The 24,933-nt window shown below is 41.7% G+C and carries 16 protein-coding genes and 1 riboswitch; of the genes, 7 read left to right on the plus strand and 9 right to left on the minus strand.

Annotation, left to right across the window (positions count from 1 at the left end):
* Nucleotides 1–17: 17 nt before the first annotated feature.
* From L1077_RS14440 to L1077_RS14460, 5 genes are all read right to left on the minus strand, one after another.
* A complete protein-coding gene (locus tag L1077_RS14440) occupies nucleotides 18–1,154 on the minus strand; it encodes an ABC transporter permease (protein ID WP_237137476.1) in 1,137 nt (378 codons plus the stop codon).
* Nucleotides 1,151–1,885, minus strand: a complete 735-nt coding sequence (locus L1077_RS14445; protein WP_237137477.1) for an ABC transporter ATP-binding protein — start codon at nucleotides 1,883–1,885, stop codon at nucleotides 1,151–1,153. Before L1077_RS14445 ends, L1077_RS14440 begins: the two co-directional genes overlap by 4 nt.
* Nucleotides 1,878–3,377 carry an alpha/beta hydrolase gene (locus L1077_RS14450; protein ID WP_237137478.1) on the minus strand — a complete coding sequence of 500 codons (1,500 nt, stop codon included), beginning with the start codon at nucleotides 3,375–3,377 and terminating at the stop codon, nucleotides 1,878–1,880. The genes L1077_RS14445 and L1077_RS14450 overlap by 8 nt, the downstream gene beginning before the upstream one ends.
* A 289-nt stretch (nucleotides 3,378–3,666) precedes the next feature.
* Complete coding sequence (topA, locus tag L1077_RS14455) at nucleotides 3,667–6,300, minus strand: type I DNA topoisomerase (protein ID WP_237137479.1); 2,634 nt, start codon at nucleotides 6,298–6,300, stop codon at nucleotides 3,667–3,669.
* A 257-nt stretch (nucleotides 6,301–6,557) separates the two neighbouring features.
* A complete protein-coding gene (locus tag L1077_RS14460; RefSeq protein ID WP_237137480.1) occupies nucleotides 6,558–10,751 on the minus strand; it encodes a hypothetical protein in 4,194 nt (1,397 codons plus the stop codon).
* Nucleotides 10,752–10,928: 177 nt separating this feature from the next.
* On the opposite strand from L1077_RS14460, the gene L1077_RS14465 reads away from it, so the two are divergent.
* The 4 genes from L1077_RS14465 (at nucleotide 10,929) to L1077_RS14480 (ending at nucleotide 14,995) form a co-directional block, all read left to right on the plus strand.
* A complete protein-coding gene (locus L1077_RS14465; protein WP_237137481.1) occupies nucleotides 10,929–12,263 on the plus strand; it encodes a dicarboxylate/amino acid:cation symporter in 1,335 nt (444 codons plus the stop codon).
* Between the two features lie 157 nt (nucleotides 12,264–12,420).
* Entirely contained in the window at nucleotides 12,421–13,296 is an 876-nt protein-coding gene (locus tag L1077_RS14470) for an NAD(P)-dependent oxidoreductase (protein WP_237137482.1), read from the plus strand.
* 240 nt (nucleotides 13,297–13,536) lie between these two features.
* The gene (locus L1077_RS14475) at nucleotides 13,537–14,052 is read left to right on the plus strand and encodes a glutathione peroxidase (protein WP_237137483.1); all 516 of its coding nucleotides are present in this window, start codon (nucleotides 13,537–13,539) and stop codon (nucleotides 14,050–14,052) included.
* Nucleotides 14,018–14,995, plus strand: a complete 978-nt coding sequence (locus L1077_RS14480; protein ID WP_237137484.1) for a 2-hydroxyacid dehydrogenase — start codon at nucleotides 14,018–14,020, stop codon at nucleotides 14,993–14,995. The genes L1077_RS14475 and L1077_RS14480 overlap by 35 nt, the downstream gene beginning before the upstream one ends.
* A gap of 53 nt (nucleotides 14,996–15,048) precedes the next feature.
* On the opposite strand, the gene L1077_RS14485 is transcribed toward L1077_RS14480, so the two are convergent.
* The 4 genes from L1077_RS14485 to nhaD form a co-directional block, all read right to left on the minus strand.
* Nucleotides 15,049–16,374, minus strand: a complete 1,326-nt coding sequence (locus L1077_RS14485) for a sodium-dependent transporter (RefSeq protein WP_063360827.1) — start codon at nucleotides 16,372–16,374, stop codon at nucleotides 15,049–15,051.
* A 121-nt stretch (nucleotides 16,375–16,495) separates the two neighbouring features.
* Nucleotides 16,496–17,026, minus strand: a complete 531-nt coding sequence (locus L1077_RS14490) for a DUF924 family protein (RefSeq protein ID WP_237137485.1) — start codon at nucleotides 17,024–17,026, stop codon at nucleotides 16,496–16,498.
* A 159-nt stretch (nucleotides 17,027–17,185) separates the two neighbouring features.
* On the minus strand, nucleotides 17,186–18,532 hold the full coding sequence (gene lysC / locus L1077_RS14495; protein WP_237137486.1) for a lysine-sensitive aspartokinase 3: 1,347 nt from the start codon (nucleotides 18,530–18,532) through the stop codon (nucleotides 17,186–17,188).
* 84 nt (nucleotides 18,533–18,616) lie between these two features.
* Nucleotides 18,617–18,790: riboswitch (Lysine riboswitch) on the minus strand.
* Between the two features lie 122 nt (nucleotides 18,791–18,912).
* Nucleotides 18,913–20,160, minus strand: a complete 1,248-nt coding sequence (gene nhaD, locus L1077_RS14500; protein ID WP_237137487.1) for a sodium:proton antiporter NhaD — start codon at nucleotides 20,158–20,160, stop codon at nucleotides 18,913–18,915.
* A gap of 158 nt (nucleotides 20,161–20,318) precedes the next feature.
* Between nhaD and L1077_RS14505 the strand changes: the two genes are divergently transcribed.
* Genes L1077_RS14505 through L1077_RS14515 form a run of 3 tightly spaced genes read left to right on the plus strand, consistent with a single transcriptional unit; the run spans nucleotide 20,319 to nucleotide 24,923 of the window.
* Complete coding sequence (locus tag L1077_RS14505; protein ID WP_237137488.1) at nucleotides 20,319–21,587, plus strand: hypothetical protein; 1,269 nt, start codon at nucleotides 20,319–20,321, stop codon at nucleotides 21,585–21,587.
* Between the two features lie 10 nt (nucleotides 21,588–21,597).
* Nucleotides 21,598–22,149, plus strand: a complete 552-nt coding sequence (locus tag L1077_RS14510) for a condensin complex protein MksE (protein WP_237137489.1) — start codon at nucleotides 21,598–21,600, stop codon at nucleotides 22,147–22,149.
* Nucleotides 22,146–24,923 carry an ATPase gene (locus L1077_RS14515; RefSeq protein ID WP_237137490.1) on the plus strand — a complete coding sequence of 926 codons (2,778 nt, stop codon included), beginning with the start codon at nucleotides 22,146–22,148 and terminating at the stop codon, nucleotides 24,921–24,923. The genes L1077_RS14510 and L1077_RS14515 overlap by 4 nt, the downstream gene beginning before the upstream one ends.
* Nucleotides 24,924–24,933: the final 10 nt, after the last annotated feature.

The following is a 24,933-nucleotide window of genomic DNA, read 5'->3' on the forward strand; positions in this document are numbered from 1 at the left end:
AGCCAAAGCCCATAGCATTAAAGCCCAAAAACGACTTTCTCACTTTTCAACATTCTACTACTCAGCATGGTAAAAATAGCAAACAGGGCAAGTGTACTTACAGATGATAAAAGTACTTGCATTAATGGTAGTTCATTCCCTTTTATCACTTCAATCATTGCATATTGCTGAGCGGCGATCGGCGCCCATTGCACGTATTCAGTCGCAATATCATAAGTCGTCATCATACTCAGACCAATTGGTACAAATAAAACAAAAGCGACATAAGATTGTGCTTCTTTGAAAGACTTAGCCATAAAAGAGACGAAGACCAATAAGCTTGCTGACATCAAAGCAATTGGGAGCCCTATCAGCGTACAAAATAAAATGAACATCAAATCCAAATTAATACTAAAGCCAAGTTGCTCCCAAGGCACCATGCCATATGCAAATTTTGAAACAACCAGTACTAAAATTAAGCCAACCATTGAATAACTAGCGATGGCTGCGACCTTGGCAAGGACGAGTTGTGTACTGCTGATTGGGTGGCTCAAAAGTAGCGCGAGAGAGTTTCTCTCCCTTTCACCTGCACTGGTATCAATGGCTAAATTCATCGCTGAGTAAAACAGTGCAATAATGATGGACAAGGTCGCAATCCCAAGGAACATCCCACCTTTAGAGTCAGGTGTTGCTTGATCCTGCGTCTGTACATTCACAGCACGCATGATGCTCGGATCAATACCACGGCTGATAAGTCTTAACCCCGCTACTTCTGAATTGTAACGAGCAAGTGACATTTCTAAACGGCGTACAGACTTAATCAACTTATTGTCAGACTTATCTGCCACAATCGTAACAAGCGCGCTTCGCCCTTGAGACATATCTTGTGCATAATCAGTATCAATGATCAAGCGAATGGCTTTCACACTCGACTTTTCGCTATGACTAATGTCATGCCCTTCTAAAAAGCGTACAAGGTTCGGTGCCGCTTGTGGGTTCTCAATGGTAATTTCAAGTGCGTCAGGAGAGCTAAGTTGTTTGAGTAAAATAGTAAACAGCACACACATGACGATAGGCGCACCAATCGCATAATATAAACCAGCCATGACGGAACGTTTGTCACGACTCGCGTCTAGCATCTCTTTTTTATATAAAACTTGGACCAGTCTCATCATGCAGCAAGTCCCTCATCTGAACCAATTAATGTAATGAACGCTTCTTCTAAAGTCTCTTTTTGTGTTTGTTCACATAATGCTTGAGGAGACCCTTCTGCAACGACTTTACCATTTGTCATTACAACAACATGATCGCACAGCGCTGCAACTTCCTGCATAACATGACTAGAAAATAACACGCAATGTCCTTGCTCTTTGAGCATCAGCAAAAGGTCACGCAAAATGCGCGTACTCATCACATCAAGTCCTCGCGTCGGTTCATCGAGAATAATATTTGTAGGCTGATGCACAATGGCTTGTGCTAATGCCGTTTTCATTCTCTGACCTTGAGAAAAGCCTTTACACTTTCTGTCAGCGATGTCGGTCATTTGTAACTGTTCAAGCACGCTTTGTGTTGACACTTGTGCCGATTTATTATCCATTCCACTGAGCTCTGCAAAAAATTGCACATACTCTCTGGGCGTTAAGCGCTCATATAGGCCGCATGGATCCGGAAACAACCCAAGTTGTTGTTTGGCGCGCATTGAGTCTTTTACAACATCAATATCATCTATTTTAGCAAAGCCGCTATCAGCTTGAAGCAAACCAAAAATCGTGCGCAAACACGTTGTTTTTCCCGCACCATTTGGCCCTAATAAACCTGTGATTTTTCCATCTTCAGCTTTAAAACTGAGCTTATCAAGTGCCTGTACTGAGCCTATTTTTTTCTCTAATTCGATTACTTCAATCATTTTTTTGCTCTGTTTCCTGATGGGCCACAGGTCCATTTATGTTCATAAAATACTGCTTACGATTATCTTTATCGAGACAATCTATGTCTAAGTCAGCAAACGTCAAAGAATCGATAAACTGACCAATGATTTTGTTTGCACATGTCTGTGCTGCGACGCCATGAGTCGCTGATGGTGAGACTAAATGTTTTGCATTGCTAAAACTGACCATTGCAAGATCTGCCCAGCTTGGTGGCGTAGCAGGGTCAAGGCCACCAGATAAAAGTAAAATTGGAATATCTGTTTTAACTGGCTTATAGAAATCGTGCTCAACAGGTTCAACATCCCATATTGGGCAGGCTGTATCTAAAGATTCAATCATCATCTTGCCAAAATATGATTGACCAAACTGTTTTCTATCAGCCTCAGTTAACTTCGGCCAGTCTTCTCCACACGTGATAGCACTATGCATCCCCATTGCGATACTACCTAAAGTTTGTTCATTACCTAACAAACCGGCTAACGGGCTATAATTACCTTTCACAGCTGAATCTATTACCAATGGGATCAATGAACGTGTAGTGTGACCATACAGAGCCATCCTCACTGCACCACGCAATTTACTCTCAGTAAGCACCAGTGGAATTTCTTTAAAAGTACGAGGGTGTCTGATTTTGACCGTAATTGGTGTTTCCCTCAATTGCTCCAGTAATTTCTGGTAATCATCGGCCAAAGAAGGATATTGCGATAAGCATGATTTTTCTGCCATGCAATCAAGGAACACTTCATTTAGTGCACTATCAATTGCATCACCAATTGCCACTAAACTCTGTTGCATAGGAACAACCCCATCTAAGGTTGCGCTTGCCACAGAGTCTGGATATTGACGCAAATATTCTTGCGCAATACGAGTGCCATAAGATGCTCCGTACAAGTGGAGTTTTTCATAGCCAAGTGCAAGCCTAACGGCTTCGAAATCACTGGCAGCAGCCACAGTAGTATAATGAGACAGATCTACTCCAAGCTGCTCTTTACAGGTGTTTGTTTCCTCTTTTGTAAAAGCCACAAATGACAAAGCGTGATCATTAAACTTAAATTGCTCTTCAACCGTGCCACTATCACATTGCAATAACTGAGATTTACCTGTGCCCCGCTGATCGACAAGAATGATGTCTCGGCTCTCTCTGGCATATTTCAAGTTACGAGCAAAAATAGCCGCGACTTCTATCGCTGATTGGCCCGGTCCACCAGCAAAAGCCAATACAGCTTCTTTAGGATTCATATTTTTAATTGCAGGGATCACTGCAAAATGAATATCAACATTATTAGTAGATGTTTTTTTTGAAAGGGGCTGGCTAACCGAGCCACACATCAGGCGATCCTCTAAACCTTCCACATAACACGCTTCGAGTGCAGCCTCTTGCTGCGCGCAGGATATACCAGAATAGGCAATGGCAAGGGACGTTAAACTAATACCAAATAGCTTAACCAGTTGATTGCCGAATAAATTCATTACTGTTTTTCCTTATTTGAATCAGCAAGGTTTTGTTTTTTAATTAAAATAGTCTTGCAGTCACTGTATGACACAGTGGTCGTTAGAATAGTGGGCACAAATAACCAAGTCAACAAGAGATGTTTGTAATTCGGTTACACAAAACAACAGAAAGTGAGGTGGGTATCACAAAGTGCAATACGTCAGTCAATATTGCTTGTGATGATTAAAGTGTCTATTTCTATATTATCAGAGAGCATGATATAGAGACGCAGTTGTAAAAAAGGCCAGCAATTGCTGGCCTTATAATTTATTTTTTACGCTTTTTCTCTTCTTCGACCCACTTGCCTTCAACAAAAGTTGCTTTCCAGCCAGTGGCTTTGCCTTCAACTTCCGTCATTACATATTGAGTCTTTGTTTTACGTGAGTATCTTACTACTGCTAAGTTACCATCACTGTCTTTTTCAGGAGCATCAGCCAGGTAATAAAACTTAGAAGAGATCCTATCTCTAAATCTCTTTAACTCAGCAACTTTAGGTGCACGCGTTTCTCTAGACTTAGGGAACGTATGCGCGGCTAAGAAAATACCAGAAGCACCATCACGTAGAACAAAGTGTGCATCAGACTTCTCGCACTCAAGTTCAGGTAACGGAACAGGATCTTCTTTAGGCGGCGCAGCTTCACCGTTTTTCAGCAATTTACGTGTATTCTTACAGTCTTCTTTGGTACAACCAAAATACTTGCCAAAACGGCCTGATTTAAGCTGCATGTCTGCACCACATTTATCACATTCAATCACAGGACCATCGTAGCCCTTAATTTTGAATGTACCCTGCTCCACGACATAACCACCACATGCAGGGTTATTACCACATACATGGATCTTACGGGTCTCATCTATCAGATATGAGTCCATCGCTGTTTCACAGATTGGGCAACGCTTTTTCTGTCTTAAGCTTTCGGTTTCCGCATCTTCCACGTCAGCATCAATTGCTTCATCACCTGAAATCAAATTCATGGTTGTTGTGCAGCGCTCTTTTGGCGGTAAGCTGTAACCTGTACACCCTAAGAACACACCCGTCGATGCTGTGCGAATACCCATTTTTCTGCCACAGGTGGTACAGTCAATGTCTGTTTCGACCATGACATTTTGACGCATACCGCCTTCAGCTTCATCTTGGCCTGCTAATTCAAGTTGGCTAGAGAAGTCAGCATAGAACTTATCAAGTACTTGTGTCCACTCTCGTTCGCCTTCAGCAATATCATCCAGTCGACCTTCCATTTTTGCAGTAAAATCAAAGTTCATTAAATCGTTAAAGTTTTCAACTAAACGATCTGTGACAATTTCACCCATTTTCTCTGCAAAGAATCGTCTATTCTCAACACGCACATACCCGCGGTCTTGAATAGTTGAAATAATTGCCGCGTATGTTGAAGGACGGCCAATTCCTCGTTTTTCAAGCTCTTTAACTAAACTTGCTTCACTGAATCTTGCTGGTGGCTTAGTGAAGTGTTGTTTTGGATCTAGTGCAACTAGGTCAACGCTGTCACCAACAGCCACTGCAGGTAATGCTTGTTCTTCTTCGCTCTTCTTACGAACAGCAGGTTGTACCTTTGTCCAACCATCAAATCTAAGTACACGACCGCGTGCTTTTAGCGTGTAGTCATTCGCACCTAATGTAATATTGGTTAGGTCATATTCCGCTGGTGTCATCTGACATGCAACAAACTGACGCCAAATTAATTCGTAAAGCTTTTTAGCATCGGCATCGACGCCCTCAACATGACCAGATAATACATTAACATCCGAAGGACGAATTGCCTCGTGCGCTTCTTGTGCATTGTCTTTCGCACTATATTTAATCGGTGCTTTAGGTAAATACTTATCACCAAAGTTCCCTTGAATATAGTCACGACACATTTCAACAGCGTCATTAGACAAGTTTGTTGAGTCTGTACGCATATAAGTAATGTAGCCAGCTTCGTACAAACGCTGTGCTAACATCATGGTTTTCTTTACGCCATAACCTAAACGTGTACTTGCCGCTTGCTGCATTGTAGAAGTAATAAATGGTGCACTCGGCTTACTTTTGCTTGGCTTTTCTTCTACTTTAACAACAGACAGGCTAGCATTTTCAATTTCTGAAACTGCTTTAAGCGCTTCTTGCTCGTTAACAGGCTTAAACGTTTGACCTTGGTATTTGGTAACAGCAAATCTTACATCGGTTGTCGCCAGTTTAGTGTCAGCATGGATATCCCAAAACTCTTCTGGAATAAACGCCTTAATTTCACGTTCGCGCTCAACCAACAGGCGAACAGCAACTGACTGCACTCGACCTGCAGATAACCCTCGAGCTACTTTTTGCCAAAGTAATGGTGAAACCATAAAACCAACTACACGATCTAAGAAACGACGTGCCTGTTGTGCATAAACCATGTCAGTATTGAGCTGCCCCGGCGCTTCAAACGCCTGCTGGATAGCATTTTTTGTTATCTCATTGAATACCACACGTTTGTACTTTGATGCATCACCACCGATTATCTCTTCAAGGTGCCAAGCAATTGCCTCTCCCTCTCTATCCAAATCGGTTGCGAGATAGATATGGTCTGCATCTTGCGCAAGCTTAGTTAGCTCCTGAACAACTTTTTCCTTACCGGGTAGCACTTCATAATGTGGCTCCCAGCCTTTTTCTGGGTCGATGCCCATTCTTGCAACTAAATTAGCGTAGTCCTTTTGTTTGCGATATGCCGCCTTTTCATCTGGTGACATTTTACGTACTTCAGCCGGAGATTTTGTCGCAAGCCCTTTGGTTTTGCCTGCCCCTGACGTCGGTAGATCACGAACATGACCCACACTGGATTTCACAATGTAGTCTTTTCCCAAATACTTATTAATAGTTTTGGCCTTTGCGGGAGACTCTACAATTACTAGCGATTTGCCCATATCTGCCTATTTTGACTAATTCTGTCTGTTGTGCCCCATTGGGCGTTATTATTTATAGGTATATCCACAAACACCTATTGTTACAAGCTTTTCATTCTAACTTTTATCTGAACAGCGATTTATTAAGCAACTATTGTTGCTATTTTAAACAAACGTAACTCTGAACACGTTAAAAAGGCGAATATAGCGGATATGCGAGGAAATTCAAGCGTTAATAAAAAAGGGCCCTAAAAAAGGCCCTTTTTTCGATGTGAATATTAACCGTCGTCCCTAATAATAATGGATTTAGTTCGAGTTATGGTTTCACTGTCAGCGGATGGCCCAGGGATTTCAAAAGTGATTATCAAGTTACCTGTATCCCGACTATTTGAAGTCGTTTCCTGTGAGATTTCCACTACCGCTTTACCGCGTTCAAACCCTCCACTCGTGTATATAGTACTGGTAAGCTCACGAACATTTACAACACCATTGGTAGTAGCAATACTTATTTGTGTCCCTGCAGGAAGCGAGTTTCCGTATAAATCGGAGTAATATATCTCAACTTCAACTCTGTCAGCGTCATTAGGGTCGCTTCCAAGCGTTACGCTGCCGATATCACAGTAATTTGCATCTTCGGTATCTTCTAAGCCATCTAATCCATTCACTAACTGCTGTGTGCCATTAACAGTGTTAGTACAATCAGCGCCGCCAATTTGAGACTTATTGACGACAAAACGTGCATACACAACATCACTAGAAGCTATCAGCTCAAACTGCCTTCTTAAATCAACCAAATCTTTTGTACATTGACCCGCGTCTTCAGCAGTCTTACCACAAAGAAGCCCATTGTAGATACCGTCAGCAGCATCATAAAGCCCATTATTATTACCGTCTACATATACCTCGTTATGTCCACCGTCACTATTTGCTGGCTCGCATGGATCAGTTGCTTCATCGCCTCCACAGTCTTTGGGATCAAACACGTTGTCTTGGTTGAAGTCGATAAAAGCTTCCGCTAAATCATCATTGCGTGGCTGAAACTCTCCAATATCAAAGATACCATTTCGTCTTTCGATACCGCCGCTTGATGGTTTATCATGAAAGTTCTCTTGACCTTTAGCTGTTGCCAAAATTGATACCCTGGCACCTCTTACAATGGTTCTCCCATTTACAGTGGTTGGGTAAGTACCAATGCATGGAACAGGTTCTCCATTATATGTATCGCACACGTCTCCAATGCGATTTTGCCATTTAGGATCCGTAAATGGTAAATCACCTTGAGAACGCCACTGAACTCGACAAACACCATTCACAGCCGAACATTCATAAGAATTACCGCTACCTGAGCCATCAATATTACCAATAATTCCAGCTTCCGATTGCACGTTTGCAACTAAGTTATTTGCTGTGAGCTGGTTAAATTGGTCGCCAAAATAAACAAAAATGTCTACATTTACGCCTGAGTACCCTTGAGCATTAAGAATTGTCCCCGCTGGAGCAGAACCAAAACTATCTTGATCAGGAACACCTGATGATAAGACAACGCCAGAAGAAACCGCATTTACTTGCTCATCTGCTGGGATAAGTGTGAAGTTAGTAATGCCATCTGGTAGATCGCAAAATTCTAATGTGGCGTCTGCAGTACATTGATCAATCTTAGATTGCCAACATGTTGGAAATGAGCTGCTTAGTGCGGCTTGCGCAATCTGGTCATCTGATAAATAACATGCCTCAACAACTAAAGAGCCAGGAACAACTCCTCCTTTAATTATCGTTACAGCCTGACCTTCACTCGTTGTATTTCCTCGATAGCTGGTTAATGACGCGGCGCCTGACAAGTCAGCCAACCTGAATTCGATTTGCTTTTGTTGCATCGGGTTACCATCTGTATCAACCAATAAAAACCTGACTTCAGATGTAACCGGTACGCCGCTTGTGCTCGGTGGAATACCAATAAATGATTCACTTGCTCCTAAGAATTGAATGGCTTGCACGGGCGCATCATTAATGAAAAAGTCAAATTCAGCAGGGTCTGCAGATGCAATACTTGCTGTGATCGTTTCATTGCCATTACAACCGGTAGTTCTGTATGTGGACGTTGCGATCCCTTCTTTAGTTCTGACCGTCGCATCAATTGACGCCAGATTTGGATCTTCATTTACGCAAATAGACGAAAAGCCTACGTCCACTGGCTGTGTGTAAAGTGCCTCTTCAGAGAAATCACCTTCTACTGTCGATACTTTAGCCGTAATTATGAAACTGTCACCGGAATCTAACTCAGGTAAAGGTTGTGTATCAGGTGTATCTGATGCATTTAAAGTTGCTGTTAGTTGCAAATAAAGGTCATCAACACCCACACTGAAATTACGAAAACCTGTACTACCGTTAAATGTCACTGTAACAGTGCCTGCACCGTCGACATCTCCGGGCTGCAATTTAAGTAACGCTACGCCTTTTTTATCTGTAAGAGCTCGACCCGTGCTTGGTAGAACCTGACCTTTATCACTTTGAACTTCAACAATTTGTTCATTTGGTTCCGTCGCATCACCATCGAGTCGTGTAATAGCAACAAATAGTTCAGGTAATTCACTTGAACGAATATTAGTAACTGTCTGGCATCCGCCATTTATAGGATTTAATGTTTCAGTATCTCGGTTGTCATCCCACCCGTCATTACACCCTGTCAGTAGCTGAATATCAAAAGCGTAATCACCATCAAATACAATGGCATCCCCTTCTGAGTAGAAGTTAGAGTACTCTGAGTAAGAACTTGGCGCCAGCTCACTATCAGTTGCATAACCAGCTCGGATTCGGCCAAGACCTTTTGTCGTCGTCGCAAATAGTTTGGTCTTTGCCTCTCCATTCCCGTCTAAGCCTTTAACACTATCTGGAAGTGAGCCTTGATCGGTACTTTCGAAAAATACCGCACCTGTAGTCGCAGGCGTACCATTAATAATAACCCGCGCTGTGACCGTTGCACTTTTACCTTGAGCAATAGTATTGACATCTGTTACAGGGTTGCCCGTAATATCATCAATGATACTAATAATTTGAATTTGAGTATCACCATCGCCTAGGGACCATAAAGGCGCTTCTGCTTGAACCTGTTCGTTTGTACTTTCTTTACTATAAGTAGCAATGACAGTGTCAGCCCCCTCTTGATTGTTTGGCAAAATGCTGACAGAAGCAACACCATTTTCATCGGTAAAATCGATACCATCAGATGGAGAGGTTTGAATTTTATTATACTTTGACGAAATGGTAACTTCACCAACAGAAACAGGCTCACCATTATTTGTTAAAGTGACAACTACTTGACCACTTTTTGTTTCACTCAGTGGGTTTGCTTCATTAATCACCGCGCCATTTTGGTCCTGAACTGATATGCTCATCTGCAAACCGCCGTCACCTGCACTTGCAAAAGAAAATGGCTGAGTAAGCGTTAAGGTTTCAGATACATTATAAGTAGCTGTTAGCGTGCCAGAACCAGCAATATTATTATCTGTAATTATCGCTGTTACTTGACCCGCCGCATTGGTCTTTTGTGTAGCCCCAGTGGTTAGAGCCGCTTTGTCATCAATACTCCAAGAAATTTGCTGATCAGCTAATGGACTGCCGTTAAGCGAAAGTGATGCCACAACAGAAATTGGAGCGCCCAATGATAGACTACTCGTTGCGTCACCTTGAGCATTTTGTCCAATAAGCTCTAAAACATATGTTTCTTCTCCGAAAAACTCATTACCATTTGACTTAAACGCGAAAACGAACGGTGGTTGTTCATCATAAGTTGCAGCTATTTCCCCCGCACCAATCTCCTTGGTCGCCTTAACGTTGATACTAGCTTGTCCATTCGCATCAGTGACAATTCTTCCATTACTGGATGAAAACAAAAGCTCATCAAAGGTAAGGGTAATAATCTCACCTTCCATTGGTATACCATTATTTGTTAGGGTCGCCATAATGGTTGCATCCGCATCGCCTTCAAGCGGGTTTTGCGAACTAATATCCTCACCATTCGCATCCTTAAACGTTAAAGATATTTGCACCCCACCATCACCCGTTGCCTTATATTCAATGCTGTTCGAGACAGTTTGGCTCTCGGCATCAAATGACGCTGTAATGGTGCCTACCCCTTGATTACTATTGGCTACAATACCAACCAAAGCCACACCTTCACTATTTGTAAAGGCAGATGACGCGCCGTTAAAATTAGAGAATTCATCACCAACAAATTTAACTAACCTATCAGCTTGAGCCTCGCCATCTTTGGTTACAGTTGCTTGGATTTGAATAGGATTAGAAACACTTAGTTCGGAAGAACCACTTTGAGAATTAAGAGTCAATGCTAACGCATAGTCATCTGAGTCAGAACCGCCATCACCAGAGGAGTTTTTTTCAATCGAGCCTCCACCGCCACAGGCCGTCAGAAGGAATATCATAAATATGGTGCTAAACCAACGTATTGAAAACATCCGCCGTTCTCCCTCGCACAATTTAAAATTAGAGTTATTTGCACAATGTTAACTCAAATCTGGACAAAAAATCACAATTTTTTCGTAGTATCCGGCAATTTTTTTTGTTCATTTTGAGCCATCCTGTTAGGCTATAACCATTTTAACAACAAGAAGTTTTAGGGCGTCTCCAAAACAATGACTGATAATAATAAATTTAGCCTGACAACTCGCATCATGATTGCCATGATTGCGGGTATTGGTGTCGGTATAATATTGCAGCAAATTCTGGCTGGTGAGCCAGAGTTTTTAATCCCACTCGGGTTTGCTGAGTTTCCTGTAAGAGGCTTTTTTGTCGATGGCTTATTCCATGTCGGTGGACAAATCTTTATAGCAAGCTTAAAAATGCTGGTTGTACCGCTAGTCTTCATTTCCCTTGTATGCGGTACGTGTAGTTTAAGCGACCCCAAAAAGCTAGGCCGTTTAGGTGGAAAATCAATACTACTATATTTGACGACTACGGCTATCGCTATCACAGTTGCGATTTCTCTGGCTTTACTTGTAAGCCCTGGTGCAGGTATAGATATGCCAACGACAAGCAGCTTTGATGCAAAAGAAGCCCCAACGCTTGCGCAAGTCATTATCGGTATGTTTCCGACTAACCCAATAGATGCAATGGCTAGCGGTAATATGTTGCAGGTAATCGTTTTTGCATTACTATTTGGTATTGCAATGGCGCTCAGTGGCGAGCCTGGTAAACGCGTTGCGGCTGTATTTGAGGATCTAAACACAGTTATCCTTAAACTTGTTACCTTACTGATGAACTTAGCGCCATACGGCGTATTTTGTTTGATGGCGAAACTATTTACCGATATCCAAATGGGCTTAATTGTTGAACTCGGTAAGTACTTTTTGGTTGTCGTTGCAGCCCTGTTCTTCCATGCATTGGTCAACTACACAATTTTACTTAAAACGCTTACCGGCTTGAATCCTGTTACCTTCCTTAAGAAAATGAAAGATGCGTGCATGTTCGCGTTCAGTACTTCAAGCTCTAGTGCAACCATGCCAGTAACGCTTGAAACAGCAACTAAAAAGCTCGGTGCAAATAACACCGTTGCTTCTTTTACTGTCCCGCTAGGCGCTACTATTAATATGGATGGCACAGCAATAATGCAAGGCGTTGCAACCGTATTTATTGCACAAGTATTTGCTGTTGACTTAACATTGAGCGACTACCTAATGGTTATTTTAACAGCGACGCTAGCGTCCGTTGGTACGGCGGGTGTGCCAGGTGTTGGTTTGATCATGCTGGCAATGGTACTTAATCAAGTCGGCTTGCCTGTTGAAGGCATAGCAATCATCATGGGTGTAGACAGATTACTAGATATGACGCGCACAGCTGTGAATGTAACTGGTGACTGTATGGTAACTTGTGTAGTTGCAAAATCTGAAGGTGAATTGGACCAAGCTGTTTTCAATGACCCAAATGCTGCAAAAGAACTTGAAGAAAACTTAAGTACTTCTAAAGCTTAATCCTAAAGAGTGTAGAGTAGAATGATTTACAGCACTACTCTACACTAACCATTCAAATTATAAGCATGAATAATTCGCACCATCATGCAAAATATTCATCCATAACACTTCTACTTCAGTTACAATCGAGTTAAACGACACAACTGGATTGTAAATTATGACTTCAAATAAAAAAAATGTTGCTTTTATTGGCCTAGGTGTAATGGGTTTCCCCATGGCTGGACACTTGGCTGAACAAGGCCACAACGTCACTGTCTATAACCGCACCACCAGCAAAGCAGAGTCATGGTTAGAAACCTATTCAGGGCAACTTGCCTTAACACCCGCACTTGCAGCAGCAAACGCTGATATTGTTTTTATTTGTGTTGGAAATGACGATGACCTACGCGAAGTTACCACTGGCGATAGTGGTGTACTGCAAAGCATGAAAGCGCATAGTTATTTAGTTGACCATACAACAGCCTCAGCAGATGTAGCAAGAGAGTTAAATTCTGTATGTCAAAATAAGCAAATTGGCTTTATTGACGCGCCCGTTTCTGGCGGTGAAGCTGGTGCGGTAAACGGCCAACTAACCATCATGTGTGGTGGTGACCTTGATACCTACACACACATTGAACCTGTGATGGCTGCTTACGCACGTTTTTCCAAGTTACTTGGCAACGTCGGCTCTGGTCAGATAGCCAAAATGATGAACCAAATTTGTATTGCTGGCGTTGTTCAGGGCCTTGCAGAAGCACTCCAGTTTGGTCAAAATGCAAATATCGATTGCGAAGCAGTCGTTGAAGTCATTTCTAAAGGCGCGGCAGGCAGTTGGCAGATGGAAAACCGCCATAAAAGCATGTTGGACGATCACTATGAGCATGGTTTTGCCGTTGATTGGATGCGCAAAGACTTGTCTATCGCCCTTGATGAGGCCAAAAAGAACGGCTCTACCCTGCCCCTAACCGCATTGGTTGATCAATTTTACGCTGATGTACAAAAAATGGGAGGCAATCGCTGGGACACTTCGAGTTTACTAAAGCGCCTAGTTTAATTAAGGTTTTCGGTGTCACACTCGTGACACCCATCTTTTCTCTATCAACACCTTCTCCAATCTTCCACCCTAATGTGTACGTTGCGTTAAATTTAAATCAACTTGACATAAAATTGACCAAAATGACTGCTATGCTTGAACAATGGAGGGGATTTCACCTCAAGAGCAGTCAGTGGAACATATACAAACTCCACATGAAGATCATTAATAGAACTTGTTATATGCACGGAACCTTGCAGCATGGAAAATATTTACAGATACAGTGTTAAATTACTCACAGGTGAAACGCTTTCGTTAAAGTCGTTAAAAGGCAGGCCTGTTATTCTAGTCAACATCGCCAGCAAATGCAGCTTTACACCACAGCTAACTGCCCTTGAAAAAATGTATCGTAAATATAACAAAAAAGGTCTAGAGATCATCGCATTCCCATGTAATCAGTTCGGCAAGAATGAACCATTAGAGAATCAAATGCTTAAAGAGTTTTATCAATCGCACTTCAACTTAAGCTTTAACATTGCTGAAAAAACCTTAGTCAATGGACCTGATGCCCATCCATTATTTAATTATCTTAAGTCACATACTCGTGGTATTGCTCAAAATCGTGCGATAAAGTGGAACTACACAAAGTTTTTAATTGGTACTGATGGTGAGCTATTATCACGCTATGCACCTCGCACCAAACCAGAGTCCTTGAAGCAAATTATTGAGGGTCAGTTACAAGATGAAAGTAGCACTTTTCAGTTCGCAAAAGTATGAACACGCTTTTTTTTCAGATGCTATCTCAAAGTTCAATGGCATAGAGATAGACCACATAGAAAACAGCTTGACACGCGCAACCGTTTTTTTAGCATCTGGGTATGATGCCGTTTGTATATTCGTTAATGATGATCTCAATGCTTGTGTGCTAGGTGATTTAGCCGAACTAGGTATCAAGTTTGTTGCTTTACGGTGTGCAGGCTACAACAATGTTGACATCGAGGCAGCACATGCACTTGGCATACAGGTTGTGAGAGTCCCCTCATATAGTCCAGAAGCCGTCGCTGAACATTGCATGGCACTTATTCTGACCCTAACGAGAAAAACCCACAAAGCCTATAACCGCGTACGAGAAGAAAACTTTGATCTTAATGGCTTATTAGGGTTTAACATCCATAACAAAACGGTTGGACTCATTGGCTGCGGCAAAATAGGTCAATCACTCGTCTCAATTTTAAATGGCTTTGGTGCACACACGCTTGTGTATGATCCAAATATCGGTGAAGGCTCTTACACACAAGTCTCGTTAGATATGTTACTAGAACAAAGCGATATCATTTCACTACACTGCCCATTAACTGAAGCAACACATCATTTAATCGATGAAACAGCCTTTGGTAAAATGAAACCCTGTGTAATGCTCATCAATACCAGTCGCGGTGCATTGATTGACACACAAGCCTGTATCACAGCACTTAAATCAAAAAAGATTGGTTATTTAGGTCTTGATGTGTACGAACAAGAGTCAGAGCTTTTTTTCAAAGACCGGAGTGAAGAAATCATTCAAGATGACACTTTTGTCAGACTTAGCGGGTTTCCTAACGTCTTAATCACCGGCCATCAAGGCTTTTTTACCCAAGAGGCGCTAACCGAAATTGCCATGACAACGGTTAAAAACTTATACGCACTCAAAAATAAAACCCATACACCAAACATTGTCTAAAGCTGGGCAAAAAAAAAGCGCAGTCGAGCTGCGCTTTTTCTTTTTAAACCAATTTATTTATTTACAACAACATTTACGAATACAGCTGTCATTAAAATTGGACAGATAAAACGTAAATATTGCGCAAACCAATAATGCATACCTGAGGCGTTCTCAATCAGCTTATTTCCACGTTTCCACATCCAGCCTACAGTAACAAAATAGAATAACCCCATTAGCGGTAACTGATAGCGAGTAAATACTGAGATAACCAAGCCAAACAGCCAATCAAAGTTCATTATAATAAGACTAGAACACACAAGTATCACTAGCGTCACTACCCAAGTTGCACTTTTACGTTCCATGCCGTGATTTTCAACTAAAAAAGACACCGGAATTTCTGTGGATGAAATCGTTGAAGTCAGAGAGGCGATTGACATCAATACAAAGAATGTCAAACCAACCCAAATACCAATTTGTCCCATGCTCGAGAAAAGCTCAGGTAGAATTGCAAAAATGAGTCGCCCTTCCCCAGCCAGCTTGCCATCTTGAAACACTTCTACGCCATTTTGCTGCGCAACAAAAATAGCAGGTATAATCAACAAACCAGCTAAAAATGCCACGCCAGTATCTAACATAGCAACACTGAAAGTCAGTTTTGGTAGGTTTTCATTTGGTTTCAAATATGAGCCGTAAATCATCATACAGCCAACACCGAGCGATAAAGAGAAGAACGCTTGGCCCATTGCTGCAATAATCAAATCTGGGTCTGTAATTTTACTAAAATCAGGAACTAAATATGCTCTGAATCCGTCTGATGCTCCTTCAAGTGTCGCCATGTAAGCAATCAAACAGCATAGTAATAACAATAAAAGTGGCATTAAGCGACGTGACCATGTCTCAATACCTGATTTCACCCCTTTCAAAATAATTGCAGCAGTCAGTAGCAACATCAAAGGCGTGAAGATAAAGTTTCTATGTGTAGAATCCCCTGTCAGAAACTGACTCGCAGCATCCATACCTAATAAAGACGTAACGGGCTCAATGGAATGGGCGAGCATCCACCCGGCCACAATTGAATAAAAACTCAGCATCACAATCGCGCCAGCCAAACCAATGTAACCAGCTGCAGCACCTACACTTGGCTGTTTTTCTTGCCATGCTTGCTTCAATGCTTTTACTGGATTAGCTTGTGCTTGATGACCGAGGTAAAGCTCAGTGTACAAAGCAGGTAAAGCCAACAAAAAGATAACGATAAAATATGCGAGTAAAAAAGCACCACCGCCATGATTAGCAGCTTGCGTGGGGAAACCCCAAATATTACCTAAACCAACAGCAGCACCTGCCGCCGCTAGAACAAAACCAAGTCGGCTTTGAAAACCATCACGTACCTGAGCCATAATTGAACACAAATATAATTATTGTTTTGGCCAGCGATTATACCTTTTCGAGCGAAAAATGCGAGTGCAAGAACCCTCTTACAGGAACTTATACGGTTTATTAATGAATTAATGGCAACAGTTAAAAGCTTGAGCCTGGCTGTTGCAAAAATTCTAGCTCTTCATCTGTTGATACGCGGCCCAGAATGTCATTTCTATGAGGGTAACGACCAAAGCGATCGATGATTTTTTTATGTGCTAATTCGAATTCATATCCAGGTAAATCTCTGAACAGCACCTCTGCATGACGGTGGATCACTGCACTTTCGCTGTGCATAAACGGCATGTATAAAAACCCCACCTCTGTATCATTTAGTGCTTTATCAAACCCTTTTTCAATAGCTTGTTGTGACAAGCTTAGTGCTAACGCATCACTTGCAAAGGCTTGCGGCGTATCTCGGTACATATTTCTTGGAAACTGATCTAACACGATTATCTCGCACAAAGAGCCAACCGGTGTTTCACGCCACTTTTCAAGTTCACCGCTATGTGCCATCTTATGGAGGATTGAAAATTGGCTTTTAACCTTTTGATCAAATGTAGCTGATTTCTGCCACCAATCTTGCTCAGAGCAAGTCACAAACCAAAATTCATAGATATCTTGATACTGCATAAGTAACCTTTAGTGTTATGTACTCCTCTAACCTAAGCTTGTCACCATCCGCCTTTTATTGCAACTTTATCATTAATTTTTGTTATAGAATTATTTCTTCTTAGAAAGAGAATCAAAGGGGCATAGAGAATATAACTAGCCCCTGCCAAAGCAAAATGATTAAGCTGCTTCGAGCAACTTCTGATGAATTGCCTGCACAACCGCGTCAGAATTTGATTGCTCTACTAAAAAGCACAGATTATGTCGGCTTGCACCATGGCAAATTAAACGAATATCAAACTCAGACAACACATCAACCAAGCAGTCATCTCCACCTCTTAACTGAATCTCAGAACCAATCATGGCAACAAGCGTTAGGTTGTTTTCAACTGACACATGACAAAATTCGCCTAACTCATCAAGGCATGCTTGTTCAAGCTCAGGTCGTGAAGCATTAGGTGCATTGTCCAATGTAAGGGCAACACTAATTTCAGAAGTCGTGACAAGGTCAACGGAGATATTATAGTTACTGAGTATGGTGAATATTTTTGCTAAAAAGCCACTAGCTAACAACATTTCAGGGCTCTTCAAGGTCAATAAAATTTGATTTTTTCGCTGTGTAACAGCTCTTATGCCAGATTGAGATTGTGTTTCTTTTTCAATCCAAGTTCCACCCTGTTCAGGTGCTTTACTCGAACCCACAAATACCGAAATGCCTTTGCGACTTGCTGGTAGAATCGTTGCTGGGTGCAACACTTTTGCACCGAAAGTCGCCATTTCAGCAGCTTCGTCAAAGCTAAGCCTTGCAATTGGTTTTGCTTTACTGCACAACCTAGGATCTGTACTAAATATGCCAACGACATCCGTCCATATATGTACACTTTGCGCATTGATTGCTTCTGCAATAAGCGCAGCACTGTAATCAGAACCACCGCGACCAAGTGTCGTCGTTTGCCCATATTTATCGCTGCCGATGAAACCTTGTGTGACGACTACCTGCTCCTCAAGCAATGGCTGCAAGTGTTCTGAAGCAGCAATTGCTGTTGCTAAAATATCAGGCGTCGCTTTAGAGAAATTGCTATCAGTTTTCAATACCTCTCTTACATCGAAACGAACCGAGCTGACACCTAAGTTTCTCAGTACTTGAGTAAAGATAAATGATGAAAAGCGCTCACCAAAGCTCAATACTTCATCGCATTGCTGTGTGCTTAATGCTGGCAGAAGTGCTATATCTTTAAACTCCCTGTATGTGCCATCAAAACCAGACTGCAAGTCAGCATCGAGCGTCACATGCTCCAATATACGTTGCTGAATTTGCATCACAGCATCAACAAGTGCTTGTCGCTGAGTTTCATCTGCTTTTTGTTGCACCAATTCAACTAAGTGATTAGTGACGCCGGCACTGGCACTCACTACGACTACTCGAACATTTGGGTCATCATTTATGATTTGCGCGCAACGATGCATCGCTGTGAAGTCGGCAACACTGGTACCACCAAACTTAGCAACTACATACTGGGAATTCATTTTATCTCCTTGTGACAACATCGGTGCTGTCAAAAAATAAGGAGAACTCATTGGCAAGAGGATATTGAAATACATTGAAAAACCACTGCCAGAAGCTCTCCACCAATAATCGGTGACAGTTCCGGGGATTCAACCCCGTAAACCGAAAAGTCATTGTGACGACCAATCACTTTCCTCGGCGAATACTTCCCTCACTTGCTGTCGTTGGATGTCGTGTCCTCGAACAAGCTACCTAAGCATCGCACCTCTTCTGTCTATTTTGCGTGTTCTAACCTGAACAATAGCAAAATAAAAACCTGCTACTGGAGCAGGCTTTTAAAAACTATCTTTTAGACGTCTAGGTGTCAAGCAATTTTGTACCTAGACGTCAAAAAATTTATTTAGATAAGTTGCCCCATGTAAAATGAGCCTGCATAACCAATGGAATAAGCGACAAGAAGATATAACACCATCTTTAAATAACTCATGAATGTAAGCGCTTTAACTTTACTCATTGCAATGATCCCCGCAGCTGAACCAATAATAAGCATCGAGCCACCAACGCCTGTTGCATACGTAAACGTGAGCCACTGCTGAGGTGTCATTTCAATCTGTGCTTTAAGTAAAGCTGCCGTAAGTGGCACATTATCTACCGCTGCACTCAACAACCCAACCAGGTAATTTGCATATTCTGGTGCCAAAAATTGATATAACTCTGTAAACATGCTCAATACGCCAACTTCTTTAAGCGCGCCGACCAACAAAAGTACACCGACAAAAAACAGTAATGTGTCGTACTCTATCTCTCGTATGTAATCAATAATCTTTTTGTTGACGTCCTTTTTACGCATAAGAAACTGCGCGACTAAAAACATAAATGACAAGCCGAACAAAAATGTAAGCATGGGTGGTACTTGATATTGCACACTTAAAAACAGTGTTGCCAATACAGTCGACATGAAAATCACAGCAATGGTGATATCGGTTTTTTCTATTCTTCTTACTTCTTGCCTTGCAAAGTAAAGCTGTTCATTCATGCCAATAGACAACATGGCTGCCAGTGCAAACACACTCACAATCGCTGGCAACACCAGTAACAGCAGATCAGGAATGGTGACTTTACCAGCTAAAAATATCATTAAGGTCGTTACATCACCTGTGATCAAAGAGACACCACCAGAATTTACGCTAAATATGATTAATGTGGCATACTTAACAAGCTTTTTAGCATCCAACTTCAAAGACATGACAACCGCCAGCGAAATTAAAGTCGCTGTAATATTGTCTGAAATCGAAGAAAAAACAAAGGCAAATGCACCGACAAGAAACATTAACTTTCTCTCGCTGATTTGCTCAGGCATTATTCGGTGCACAATATTTTGAATAAAACCTTTGGAGTTTAAATAAGCAACAAAGGTCATCGCAGCCATTAAAAAAAGCCATAAGGTCGCGATTTCTAAAATGTTGTGATCGAGCTGATGTTGTATAGTTTCTGAGCTTTCACCATGAATTGGAGATATAAAAGCGATAATCCAACATAAAGTGCCAAAAAAAAGCGTCGTTTTGGCCTTGTTTACATGGATAATATCCTCTATAACGATAAGCACAAAAGCTAGCGCTATTAGGGTTAGGATTATGGAAGTGACCATACGCGTAAACAACCTGTAATAAAATGTAATTTTTGTAAAGGGCGATGTAAATCGGCGCGGAGTCTAACACTATGGGCAAGTGACTGCTATCGCTAATTACACTTTATGACAAATTAGTGAACTAGTGATGTCACAAAAATGATACAAACTGGAAAGTTATGATCCCAGCTAAAAAAGTTCTTAATACATTAAATGAGCACTGGAGTGTTTTAGAGTTGTTATTTAAACGCTTTAAAATGTCCGATTTCAGTATAAAAGATGTACAAAACTTCATAAAACTAAAAAACCCAAACTGGTCAAGTGAACGGGTTTATAAAGAGACAAATAGATTATTAAATCAAGAAATTATTATTCCATTAGCCAAATCTTCTCAACTTGAAATCAATCGTGCAGTCGCTGATTTTGCAAGCTTTTTATTACAAGAAGAGCACTTAGGATTGGCTGAAGAAATTACTGTACTAGTGAAAGATTTGCAACGCCTAGGCGAGCGCCTTTCTCAGGCAGGCAATGAGGGTGACCACAGTGAGTTGAGACGATTCAGCCGCATAATGGATGAACGCGTCAGAAAAATTGTAAAGCTTTTTCAACACAATGAAAGCGCCATCCTCAACCTAGTTGAACAAGCAAAGTCTGATCACAGTAATTTATCATTAAAACGACGTTATCAAGCTGTCATTGAAGCCTTTGACGAATACATTGAGCCTATGCTTGAAATGGTCGACATTCACGGACCATTCCAAGCCTGTTTTAGCCAAATTGAATTACAGATAAGTGAGCAGATAACTCAAATTGAACAGCTTGGGCGCGGTGCACACGACAAACGTATGTTAGAGCAATTAAGAACGCGCATTCTAGACATGCATTTAATTGGTCGTGAAAGCTTAGGTAAAAGTGCCGATATGCTCATGCCACTGCGTGAAGAGCTTAGACGCAATACCTTAATTACACGTCAGGCTGCCAAAGTATTGGGGCTTATTCGTAAAAATGGCGTTGACCGTATGCTAAGTCCTGTACAACCCGATTTTGTATCCGATATACAGCGTTTTAACCTTGGACAAAAACGCCACATGGTTGCTTATATGGCAAGTCTGGCAGAATTTGAACATGAAGAATATCAGCTGCCTGATCACGACGATGTACCCGCATACCAAAGCCCTAATATCCCAGACTATCAAGATGTTAGGAAATCATTTTCCAGCAGCGGTAAAAAGCGCACCGCCCTACTTGGCTTCTTAAGTGATAGCTACCCGAAGCTTGAAGCTGATGAAATGCTGTTTTTGTACCAGAAGCTTATCAGCGACCCTGACCTCTCGGTCACGCAGTCTGATTCTCAAGAATCAATGCAGCTGGCAAATACCAAAATTAAATTGTATCCATTTAGCGCTTCAGAGCACACTGAGTCTGACGCTGAAAAAGCAAAGCAATAAGTACGACACCATGACACAAATTAATCTAAACGACTTATCCCAGTTGCAAGCTATCAATAAAAAGCTTGCTGGTGGTTACCACATTAGTGAACAAGACACGACGCTTTGGCAAGAACTTGATCAGCACATTGAAGCTTACCAAGCGCTATTTGCAGCACTTGGTCACGATCTTCAGCATGATGCTCGCGGCTTCTATTATCTTGCCAGTGACGAAAGCACACCTAATATGGGCAAAATCAGCCGCGCCATTGCACTAACGGTGTTTATCCTTATCGAGTATTACGCAAACCAAGGCAAAGATCCTTTACGTGCGCTTTTTGACGAGCAAATCGATTTAGAACTAATGCAAACCCTCATCCAACTTAACAAACACTTATTTGATCAATTGGAGATCTTCTCAGGATCAGATTTAAGAAAAGATGTCTTTTTAAGAATGCTGAGATTAGGGCTTTGTAAAGAAACCGAGCGTGGTTTTATATTGTTAGCACCGGTTTATAGATATATCGACGCCTTGATGGAAGTCAATGAAGATAACTTTGAAGCGCTAGAGGAAGAAGTATGAGCGAATTATATGGACTAAGCAAACTGGCGCTTTTAAACACGGCAGGCTACGCCAAGTGTGTTATCCCATTAGATAAAAGTGCATCTATCTGTGCCCCAAACAACACGGGTAAAAGCTCTGTTATCAATGCGCTACAATTTCCATTAGTCAATGACTTACGTTTGACTGAATGGGATGGTCACGACTTAGAAGAAACCAGAAAATTCTACTTCTCTAGTGATCAATCTTATATTTTACTCGAAGCAAACCTCCCTCATGGCGACGTCGTGATTGGTGTCGCAGGCCTCGGTAAAATTGCAGGCTATGCGCATCAGTTTTTTTGCTACAACGGCAAATTAAACCTTGATGACTTTACTGAAGGCAAAAGCATCATCAAATACACCAAGTTATTTAATCACCTTGGTGAAAAAGGTTTCAAGCCCATTGAGCTTAAAGCTGCCGAATTAAACGCATTATTAACTGGTGGTGCGACGCCTTACGACGGCGACATTAACCTTAAAATGATCCCGCTTAACAATGTGCAAGATGCCGCGATCTATAAAGAGATCTTTAGACGTATCTTAAATTTGCACAAACTTGGTGCTCATGATGTTAAACGCTTTATGTTACGAGTTTTTGAACGTCATATGTCAAATTCAAAGGTCGACTTTTATGAAGTATGGCGCCGCGCGTTTGACAAGGTTAACCGCTCAAAACGGGAGCTCAATGCACTAGAGTCAATGCAAGAGCCCATTGCTGCACTTGAGCAGATGATCGAAAGTGAAGCAACCATTAAAGGCAAATTAGCTGCTTATGCGCCTAAGATTGACCAAGCCATTATCGCCTTTGATGAATATCAAACGACACAGATCGATGAGCTTAACGAACAGCTTGAAAACATCGAACAAGAAAAGCGTGATTTTGAGCAAAAACAGCAGCTTTATGTTCAGCAATCTCGTGATATCGAGCGTAAGCAAACACAAATTGAGCAGTGGTTTACAGACTACCAAGCCCTTAAATCAGAGTTTGAGCTGACCAATCACGCTACTTTGAAGACCAACCTAACACTGTTGAAAAAAGAGTATGAGCAACTGTCGTTCTCAATTAACAGTGCGCAAGGTCAAAGCTTACATACACTTGACTACCGAATTGGTGAAACGCAAAAGCAAATCAAGAGCTTAAAGCTTCAGCTTAAAAACTTAGAATTTAATTTATTTACGCGTATGCGTGAGGATCTCTCTTTAAAAGAAGTTGAAGAGATCTCACGAATTTTAAATCCTGATCTGCTCTCTTTTGCCACCACTTCACAGGGTGAAGTCACAATTGAAGATGAAGACGCATTTGCAGACTTCTTAGCGCTTCTATCAAACGCTGTAAAAGGCGGTGAACTTAAACTGCCAGGTGTCAGCATTAAGCTGAAAAAGCTAGCGCCTGTGCAAATGCAAAGTGGAGAGAATAAAGCACAGCTACAAGCCCAGCTTGAAGCCCTGCAGCGCTCGCTCACAGAGCTTAAACAACAAAGAGAAGTTGCTGCAAACGTCGCCGACAAGCAGCAAGAACGCGATGCGCTATATCAGGAGCTGATGGCAACCGAAGAAGCACTCAAGCGCTTTGAGCAATTCCAAACTATGCAGCAATCAGCTGAAGCACAGCTTGCGCTTAAAGACCAATTAACGGCTGAGCGCGAGCAAGTTGATGACTATTTACAAGATGTGCAACGCAATGCGGGATCTATTTCAGATCGTCGCTCGATCATCAAGAGCAAACAAGATCTCATCCTGAGACAAAGCGATCGTTTAAAGCAAGTTAAGTCTGAACGTATCGACCATACATTGGCGATTTATGAGGGTAAGCAAACCCCTTACCCTATCGATGTTAAAATTGACTTTGATAACCTGTCAGAAATTGTGCATCAATTTAATAAAGACTGCCAAGAACTGAGAAATCTTGATGTGAATGTCAGAAACACTTATTTGCATATTTACAATGCAGGCATCACAAAGTTTGATAACGAAACCGATGAATCAACAAAATACGCTAAATTGATCAGCGCCTATCATAATATTGATAACGAGCGCGATGCGGTAGAGCGTCAAGCACGTGTTGCACTTACTGAGGTTGCGGCAACAATTAAAGGTCTGAGAGAAGACTTAGATCGCTTACGCCGTGAAATGAACAGTTTTAACCGTGGGATCAGCCAACACCGTATTTCAAACTTAAAAGCGTTTAAGATAAATGTGATCCCTCGCAAGATGCTGGTTGACAGTATTGATACTATTATCAGTACCTCAGAAGTCTACGAGCAAGGTGAAAGTTTTGATTTACTAAGTGAAGCACAAGCAGACGAAAAAGCGGTAAATGAAGCAAAAGATCACATTATCAAGCTGGCAAGTGAAAAAGCTGGCCTGACGCTAACTGATTTATTCGACATCCGCTTTGAAGTCGTCAACCGCGCTGGTGAAACCGAGCACTTCGATAAAATTGACTCTGCCGGCTCAAACGGTACACGTATCACCATTAAGCTACTGTGTGGCATGTTGTTTATTCGCTACCTGCTTTCTGATCAAGAGCAAGCGTTGTACCGTATACCTATTTATATTGATGAAGCGGCTGATATCGACCCGCAGAACCAAAAAGCAATTATAGAGACTGCCTTAAGCTTTGGATTTGTGCCTATCTTTGCTTCGGTGAAGCCACAGATAAGTTGTGATTACCTAGTGCCAATTCGCAGTGTGAATAAAGGCAGCCAAAACTGGGTAGACGAAAAAGACTGGATTGAAGTGGAACATTCGTAGTTTAAAATGG

Origin of the sequence: Pseudoalteromonas luteoviolacea (genome assembly GCF_021654285.1) — a bacterium.
Classification (GTDB): domain Bacteria; phylum Pseudomonadota; class Gammaproteobacteria; order Enterobacterales; family Alteromonadaceae; genus Pseudoalteromonas; species Pseudoalteromonas luteoviolacea_J.

Bases quoted from the DNA above. Each gene is read 5' to 3' on its own strand.
- L1077_RS14440 (WP_237137476.1), bottom strand. From the start codon at position 1,154: ATGATGAGACTGGTCCAAGTTTTATATAAAAAAGAGATGCTAGACGCG.
- L1077_RS14445 (WP_237137477.1), bottom strand. From the start codon at position 1,885: ATGATTGAAGTAATCGAATTAGAGAAAAAAATAGGCTCAGTACAGGCA.
- L1077_RS14450 (WP_237137478.1), bottom strand. From the start codon at position 3,377: ATGAATTTATTCGGCAATCAACTGGTTAAGCTATTTGGTATTAGTTTA.
- topA (WP_237137479.1), bottom strand. From the start codon at position 6,300: ATGGGCAAATCGCTAGTAATTGTAGAGTCTCCCGCAAAGGCCAAAACT.
- L1077_RS14460 (WP_237137480.1), bottom strand. From the start codon at position 10,751: ATGTTTTCAATACGTTGGTTTAGCACCATATTTATGATATTCCTTCTG.
- L1077_RS14465 (WP_237137481.1), top strand. From the start codon at position 10,929: ATGACTGATAATAATAAATTTAGCCTGACAACTCGCATCATGATTGCC.
- L1077_RS14470 (WP_237137482.1), top strand. From the start codon at position 12,421: ATGACTTCAAATAAAAAAAATGTTGCTTTTATTGGCCTAGGTGTAATG.
- L1077_RS14475 (WP_237137483.1), top strand. From the start codon at position 13,537: ATGGAAAATATTTACAGATACAGTGTTAAATTACTCACAGGTGAAACG.
- L1077_RS14480 (WP_237137484.1), top strand. From the start codon at position 14,018: ATGAAAGTAGCACTTTTCAGTTCGCAAAAGTATGAACACGCTTTTTTT.
- L1077_RS14485 (WP_063360827.1), bottom strand. From the start codon at position 16,374: ATGGCTCAGGTACGTGATGGTTTTCAAAGCCGACTTGGTTTTGTTCTA.
- L1077_RS14490 (WP_237137485.1), bottom strand. From the start codon at position 17,026: ATGCAGTATCAAGATATCTATGAATTTTGGTTTGTGACTTGCTCTGAG.
- lysC (WP_237137486.1), bottom strand. From the start codon at position 18,532: ATGAATTCCCAGTATGTAGTTGCTAAGTTTGGTGGTACCAGTGTTGCC.
- nhaD (WP_237137487.1), bottom strand. From the start codon at position 20,160: ATGGTCACTTCCATAATCCTAACCCTAATAGCGCTAGCTTTTGTGCTT.
- L1077_RS14505 (WP_237137488.1), top strand. From the start codon at position 20,319: ATGATCCCAGCTAAAAAAGTTCTTAATACATTAAATGAGCACTGGAGT.
- L1077_RS14510 (WP_237137489.1), top strand. From the start codon at position 21,598: ATGACACAAATTAATCTAAACGACTTATCCCAGTTGCAAGCTATCAAT.
- L1077_RS14515 (WP_237137490.1), top strand. From the start codon at position 22,146: ATGAGCGAATTATATGGACTAAGCAAACTGGCGCTTTTAAACACGGCA.